The sequence below is a fragment of the Paramesorhizobium salinisoli genome (genome assembly GCF_003335045.1).
GTDB lineage: Bacteria > Pseudomonadota > Alphaproteobacteria > Rhizobiales > Rhizobiaceae > Paramesorhizobium > Paramesorhizobium salinisoli.
The window spans coordinates 1-8,425 of record NZ_QOZG01000035.1; the positions used below are offsets into that span (position 1 = coordinate 1).

At 56.2% G+C, this 8,425-nt stretch carries 1 protein-coding gene; it reads right to left on the bottom strand.

Annotated elements, in window-relative coordinates; translation table 11 throughout:
* Positions 1–6,932: beta strand repeat-containing protein (locus DUT91_RS23940; RefSeq protein ID WP_147272269.1), on the bottom strand; the 6,932-nt coding region annotated here is incomplete at its 3' end.
* Positions 6,933–8,425: the final 1,493 nt, after the last annotated feature.

Sequence of the window (8,425 nt, forward strand, 5' to 3'; positions counted from 1 at the left end):
GTCTTCCAGAGCGAAAAGGCAATCTCTTTCGTCTGATCGATCTGGCCGTCAGGTCCGGCACTTCCATCCGTGGCCAGATCGATCACCAACATGCCATCATTCGGGCCAACCCAGGCGGTTTGATCAGACACGCCATCGCCGTTCCAATCGAACCTGGAGTTAGGGGCGGAAACCGACCAATCAAGGGGCTTGACGTCGATCCGACCATCGCCGTTCAGATCGAACGCTACCGGGGCAGCACCATGGATAGCACGAAACTGCAAACGCAAATTGTGCTTTGTCTCAAGCGTCTGCACCAAAGCGGGCGACGTAGACATATTGTGTGCATAGGCGCCCATTATATAATGGACAACCCCGGTGTTATAAACAACTCTGGTATAGCCGTCGATTTTGTTGGGATCACCACCAACATCTGTATCGATAATGCCATTTTCACCGATCTGATCATTGTAAGCATTGAATGTCTTGTTTGAGGTCGCTTGGCCAGCGGCGTCATATGTTATTTCCTGTCTGGTCGAGTCATCGGCAACTGTCGTGTTCTTAACCAGACGGCCGGCACTATCACTGATGCGGTTTATCTGCGCCCAGGGATTGATGTTTGCCGGATCGTACTGAATGTCCTCGCGGGAGCCGTCATCCTTCACTTCTTTTTGCACCGTCAGCTGGTTGGCGGAATTGAAAGTCTGGGAAAGCGTGGACCAGGGTTGAGTGTTGGCGGTATCCCAATGGGAAACGGTGCGCGATCCATCATCATTATGGACGGTTTTTTGCATCTGCCTTCCCTGGGCATCAAACAAGGTCTCTATTCGCAACCAGGAATTGGCGCTCTTTGCATCGTGTTCGATTTTGCTTACAAGTCGCCCATCAGCGGCAAAGTTGCTGATGACGGACACTCGACCGCTATCAGCAACGAACTCCACATCCGCGCGCGTGCCATCATCGTTGAACTGTTTTTCGGATGTTTTCTTCCCTGCCTTGAAGGATTGCTCGACCCGGGACCACGGATTGGCGTTGAGCGGATCATGAAGGATCGCCGATGTCGTCACGCCATTCGCATCATATTGAAGCTGGCTCACAAGTCGGCCGTCGGCGGCAAAGTTGCTGACGGAGGACATTTTACCCGTATCGGCTTCGAATTGAAGCTCTGCCCGGGTTCCATCGTTATTGAATTGCTTTTCAGATATTTTCTTCCCTGCCTTGAAGGATTGCTCGACCCTTGACCATGGGTTAGCCTCGAGCGGATCGTAAAGGATCGCCGATGTCGTCAAGCCAATCGCATCCAGATCGGTCACGCTGAGGATTTCACCGCTGGCAGGGTCGAAAGCCGTGGACCTGGCTGTTTTGTCGGCGGCAAAAACCATCTCCGAGATCTTGCGCCCCTGGCCGTCATTCGTATGACGGCGAACAAGCCTACCGGAACTTGTCACCGTATCGACTGTTGTCCGCGACAACGAACCATCCACAGCTTTGTCGCTTGCCGTCAGGAAGACAGAGCCGTCATTACGAACCACCGACGTTTCGGTGCGGTCGATCTTGCCATCATTATTGCCATCCTTGTTCAGCACGGTCATCAGCCCATCGGCGCTGCGCTCGATCGTTCCCGTGGCCTTGGCGGTTCCGTCCGCGTTGGTCTCGGTGATCCTGGTGAAGACCGATCCATCGATCCGCGTTTTCGACATGGCCACATGTTCGAAGGTACCGTCATCATCGAAGTCGGAACGGACGGTGACGGTCAGGCCATCGGCAGATGTCGTGGTTTCCACCCGTGCCGCGATTGCGTTGGACCAATTTACCGCCCCCGTGATTAGATTCCCCAGCGTGCGGGCATCGGCGTTGTTGATGACCGTGGCAACCCTTCTGCCCGAAACATCGATCACGGCCGTTTCCATCTGATCGATGGTGCCATTGCCATTGATATCCTTCTTCGTTGTCTGGGTCTGCCCGTCCGCGCTGATGCCGATTGTCGTCTTTCGGGCAAGCTTTCCGGTTGCATCCGTGTCGGTTATTTCTATCTGCTGGCTGCCGTCGGCACGGTTGGCATAGACAGCGGTCCGTTGACGATCGATCCTGCCATCGGCGCCAAAGTCCCATTGGGTCGTTGCCGTCTGCCTGTCGCGGGAAACCCTCTCGGTCGTCCGCTCAGTCACTTTGCCGTCGGCCCCGAAGCCGGTAATCGTGGTGGCGAGCGAACCGTCGACTTCCGTGCGGCGATGCTCGACCTGATCAACCTGCCCGTCGCCATTGGCATCCCGGCTGATGGTGATGTCGCGTTTGTCGGCGCATGTCGTCGTCACCGTTGAACTCAAGGTTTTTTTGAAGCTGTCAAATGTTGTCAAGCTCTCGACAACTGTCCCGTCCGCGCGCGTTTCGCTCTGTTGGTTATGGGTTCTCCCACCATAGCCCGCCTGCGTTTCGGCGGTTTCTACCATCGTGCCGTCAGCGCTTACGTCAGTACTCATATGAGACAACGTGGAACCCTCCGGATTCAAGCTTATAACCTCGCGCCTCCTCGTACCATTTTCTCCGAGCGTCGTGACATCCGTCGTTTCCTCGAACTTTCCTGTACCAGTTGAATCGAGCCGGGTACGTGTTTGAAGACCGGTTGCGTCCGTCGTGACTTCCTTGCTGCTCACAAGGACGTCGCCTTTGTAAAAACTGGTGGTGCGTGCCCGCGAACCATCGGCGTTCAGAACCGTCACATCGCTTTGCCGATATTCAAGAGAACCTGGAATGTTCTCCCAGTCCGTCTCAACGGCAAGACCATCGCGGCTTGTGGTGACGGTCGCGCGGCTTTGCAGCGTCAACGAACCTTCGCCTGTCGCCTTGAACGTCTCGGTGACCTGCGTTTGACCGCCATCCGCATTCAGCGTCGTCTTGCGTGCGATCTTCTCATCGGTCACGCCTTTCCCCGCTAAATCATATGCTGTCGTCTCGGTCAGCCCGTCACCGCTCTTCGTGTTGATTTTAATGGCGGCAGGCGTGACGCCATCCGGCGCATATTCAGTCAGCGTCGATGTTACGCTGCCATCAGCGTTGGTGACGACAAGCTGGTGCTGATTAATCTTGCCATCGCCATCAAGATCGATCGTGGTCGTTATTGTCCGTCCGTCGCCGCTTGTCGTTTTGACGCTGCTGCTGCCCAGGGAGCCATCGGCTTTGAAATAGCTTGTCTCCTGGCTGATACTGCCGTCGGCATGCATCGTGGTGACATCGCGCGAGGATCCAAGCTTGACGACATCCTTTCCCGACCATGCCGTCGATTTCGTCAAGCCATCTGCGCTGACCGTGATGGAAGAACCGGAGATGGCGGCATTGCCCGCACTGGTTTCTGTGCCGGTTTCTGTGATTGTCCGCACCCGTTTCCCGTCAGCCTCTACAACCGTTATGTCCGATGTGACGCGATCGAAGCTTCCATTGCCATCAATGTCGTCGCTTGTGATGACGGACAGGCCATCAGCCGAGGTCTCTATCACTGAAGTCGATTTATTGCCCCCTGACGAGTTGGTTGAAACGGTTTGCGTTACCGAACCATCGGCATTGGCAACGGTGACTTCGCGCCAATCAACGGAGCCGTCTCCATTCCTGTCTTCCTCGATCGTGATAGTCCTGCCGTCAGCGCTTGTCGTCGTCGTGGTTGAAGATAGGACCGCAATGACGGCAGTGCTGACCACGCTCTTTTCGACTGCCGTGCCGTCCGGTGCGACGGATTTCGTGACGGTCGTCTTCCAATCCGATTTGCCGTTGCCATCCGCATCGACCTCTATGACGGACTGAGTATCGCTGACGGTTCTCGATTCGGAGGTTTTCAGCGATGTTCCAACATATTCATTCAAAGTTGTTGTTGCGGTGCCGTCAGCATTGATGACCTGGCTCTCAATCTGCCTGGAATTGATGGTTCCCGAACCGGGCATATCTGTTTGCGTCGTCCTGCACAGACCATCGGCGCTTGTCGTCGTGGTGACCACACTGACGGCGGGATTGCTGTCGGCGCCTTGGGTTGTCGTCACCGTTCTGGTCTGGCTGCCATCGCTATTGATGAGCGTTTTGCTCACGATGGCGGTGTCGGCCGTGCCGTCGCCGTTCAGATCGTCGCTCCTCGTGGAGGTCAAACCGTCCTTGCTGACGGTTAAGACCGACTTGCCCAGCATCGTGCCGTTCGCACTGGTCATGACGCCGGTTGTGGTCTTGCTGCCGTCGGCATGGATGACCGAAGTCTCGGTCAGATCAACCTGACCGTCGCCATCGGTGTCGCTTGTCCTGGTCGTCGTCTTGCGATCCGCGCTCACCGCAGTGACAATTTTGCTCAGCACAACGCCGGAAGCGGAGCGGGTTGTCACCGTCTCCTGCCTGCTTCCATCCTCCTGCAGAACGATCACATCCTCGACAATCCTGTCGCTAATGCTATCGCCGTTGAGATCTTCTTCGGCTTTCTGCGTCAGGCTGTCGGCGGATGTTGTCGTGACCGTCTTGCCGACAAGTTTATTGTCACCGCTGAAACTTGAAACCGTCCGCATCCTGCTGCCATCGGCATTGGCAACCATCATATCATTGACGATGCGTCCAAAACTGCCATCGCCATTCATATCCGTGCTGACCGTCGTGGAAAGACCGTCGGCTGATGTCTGCGTGACCGTTTGAGATATGGGCTTTCCATCGGCCGCAAGGCTCGTCTCGGTCCGCGTGGTGATGCCATCGGCATTGACGACCGTGGCGTCACGCCCGTCAACCACGCCATCGCCAGTCCGGTCTTCCTCGATCGTGATTGTCTTGCCATCTGCGCTTGTGCGCCGCGTCAGCCGTGACAAAAGCGTGCCGCCGCCGCTTTTCTCTTCGATCGTCTTTGTGCGGACGCCCTCGCCATCCACGGTCGTGACCTGCGACGAAAAACGGTCGATAACGCCATCGCCGGTCCAGTCCGTCGATATCGTCTGTGACAGGCCGTCGCCGCTTCTCACCGTGATGGTTCTGTTGCGCAGGCTGGCATCGGTATTCGTGCGGGAAATCGTCGTCGTGATCGTGCCGGCCACATCCACCTCGGTCAGCGCGGTCTCGGTTTCCTCGAAAACGCCGTCACCATTATAATCCTGGCTGACCGTTTGCGAACGATTGTCGGCGCTGGTGATGGTTTCAGTAGCGCTGATCGGCGTGCCATCGGCGCTCTTGCTTTCGACTGTCTTCGTGCGGCGGCCGTTGGCATCGACGATGGTCGTCTCGGCATCGACCTGCTCGAACACGCCGTCGCCATCCAGATCGGCCTCGATGGTCTTCGACAGCCCATCCGCGCTTGGCGTAACAAGGATCTGCTGGATCAGGCCGCCGTCCGGGCCATAGGCGTTGGTGATCGTCTGTGACGACCCGTCGGCTTTTGAAATGACGGTTTCGTCCTGATCGATGATGCCGTCACCATTCTGGTCGATTTGCGTGGTCACGCTGACGCCATCGGCGCTGCGTATGATGATCGTCCGGTTGAGCGGCGAGCCGTCTGCATTGAAATTGGTGATCGTGCGCCGACTCGTGCCGTCGGCATCAGTCTCCCATGCTTCCGTCTGCGAACGATCCATCGTGCCGTTGGCGTCATCGTCGTATTGGCGTCGTATGGACTTGCCGTCGGCGCTCGTCGTCGTCACTTCGATGAAGGCGAGCCTGCCATCTTCTTCGGTAAAGCCCCGCAATTCCTGCCGCAAATTACCGTCCGCCTCGGTCGTGCTCGTCGTCTTGATCCGATAACCATTGGGATCAGTGGTTAAAACGGCGTCTCCCACCGTGCCGGTGGTGCCGTCGGAACGGGTGAACGTCGTCGTCCCGATGATCGAAGAGCCGTCCGTGAAATTCCGGCCGCTGCCTTTTGCCGTCAGGTCAATCGATGTGATGCCGAGCTCATCCAGCGTCCTGGCTTTACCATCGACGATGACCTTGAACTTGGACCATCGCGCATCGTCGGCGTCGAGCTTGCCGTCATGGTTGGTATCGAAAACGATCCGCAGCGCCTCGAGATCGCTTGCCGCCGAAGGAGCCCATTGGGTGAATGCGAATTCGCCCTTATTGCTGATGGCGCCGTTTCCATCGGCATCATAGATAAGCACGCCCGTGCCCTTTCCCGCCCATGCCGTCCGGTGCAGGGTGGCGTCGCCGTTGAGATCGACGAATTGCGAGGATGACGTCAATGGATCGACGTTCAGGCCTGTGCCTGTAAGGTCCAGGAGAATGGGACAACACAGTCCTGAATCGTTCCCATAGCCGCCCCAACCCCGCGGACCATTCCCAAAGCCGCCTTCGCCTTTCTGATTGTCGCCCCTGTCACGCGAGCCGCTGCCCACGGAGCCGCCACCGCTATCGCGGCCGGCGTTGTCTGCTGCATGATCAGAATCGATCCCACCGCCGGAAACCCTGCCGCCGCTTGACGTTCCACCCTGTCTGCCGCCATTGCTTCCACGGCTACTGCCGGAACTGCCCCGCGCAGTATCGCTGCCCCGGGCATGCGAACCGCCGCCGGAAGCCCTGCCGCCGCTTGAAGTCCCACGATGCGCTTCGCCATGCCCACCCATGCCTTTGCTATTCCCTCGGCCGTTGCCGCCGCCGGATGACCGGCCTCCACCACTATCCCCACGACTGCCGCCGTCAGATGAGCCGCCATTGGCATAACCGGTGTTTTCCGAACCCCGACCGCCATTGCCGGTGCCGCGACTGCCGCCGCCACCGCGACTGCCCGAATAGCCCGACTTGCCGCCGCTAAGTCCAACGCCATTGCGCGACGAGGAACCGGAATCATGCGAAAGCCCCGGGTTCTGGGCCAGGCCCTGCACCGATGGCGGCGCAGGCGCCGTCGGCAATGCCGGCGCGGGGGCAATCGGCGTCGATGTAACGGGCGTGTACGAAATCGGCGAGACGACCGGAGGCGTGACATCGACCGGCGGGGTGGGAACGGGAACCAAAGGATTTGGCGTGGAAAATATTGAAAACTGATCTATTTGTGGCGTAAATCCGAAAAAATTACTCACACTATTAAAATTATTAGGTATCGATCTTGGATCAGCTATCATGGATGGCTGGTTGCCAACATCCAAACGCGACAGGAGGCTGTCGGCGAGCGCTTCGACACCTTCTTCGCCGTAGACACCGCCTACGACAGCCCCAGCAAGGCTACCGACAAATGATCCTACTGGGCCGAGCGCCATGGTTAACCCCCCAATCACTTGACCACCCACCCAAGCACCACCAAGAGTGCCCCCAATGCCGGCGGTTTGAACCGCGACGCTTTTCATCGAACCTTGCAAGGCGGCGCCAGCAACGTCAATCAGTCCGATCCCGATCGAAAGAACCGTATTGGAGCGGGCCCCTATCTTGCCAGGATTATAGGAGTCTATGAGCTGACCCGTTGCCGTGCCTATGGTCGAAGCGCCTAAAGAAGCGGAGGGCGGCAAAGCACCGGAAGTCGCATCTTGCTGCGTTGTTGTTTGCTTGCGATCAGACATATCCATGTTCTCCCTTGAATTTTATATATTTTGATATTGCCAATATTATCCATATTAAGCCGCAGCCAACGCCCATTATCGCTATATCTATGACGATAATTGCCACTTCGGTTGAGACCAACCTCCGTAGAATAGATGTGTATTCACTGTGATACTTTGGTGAGAAATCCACAGAATAAACAACAGTTACAGCGCAAACTGTTGCAAATGTCATCAATTTAAATGCTGATGCTTGAAAGTCTGTCAGCATTCGTAAGGTTGATTTTTTGACCAATACTGCAATAAGCAAATATATCGATATGAATACCATAGATATGTATGAGGATACTCCGTACGACAGTGCGTATTTATAACCAAGCCCCGGCTTCACGGACTCCAAATACAAATAATTCCCTCTGACGCTCGGTGATATATTCCGCCAAAGCGACACAGTTTTGTTGCTTAAATCGAAATCCAAAGAACCAGCGGGGGCGGCCAATATAACGACCAATTGAAGTATTATTGCCGACGCATATAGTATCAAGAGCGTTTTGTGCAGACGGAACAGTCGGATGCTATCTGACCTGGAGATGATCATGTCATCCGGGTGCCCGCGCCTTATTCTTTTCCAAGTCTCAAGCGTAGAAGCTAGCCAGGTCACGATCATCCCTTCTGGGAAAGGCTGCAATTACCAACATCAGGTTTCCAGCATACCAATGGATTGGTTGAACAAATAGGGATGTCATCACCCCTATTTGACGGGACCAAAACTGACTTCGGGCAGCCTTCAAAGTATCCGCAGTCAAAAAAGAACACCTAGTCTTGAAATAAATTTACCGTGCCGAAGCAGCGTAAAGCATCGAGCATCCGCGGCGAGATAGCCGGGACGGCTTTTTCAATGCCGCCTCCGCCCGCGTGACGTTTGCTCTCCTTGTGATGACGATCAGCTCGCGAGCGATGGCCTGAAGGCAAGC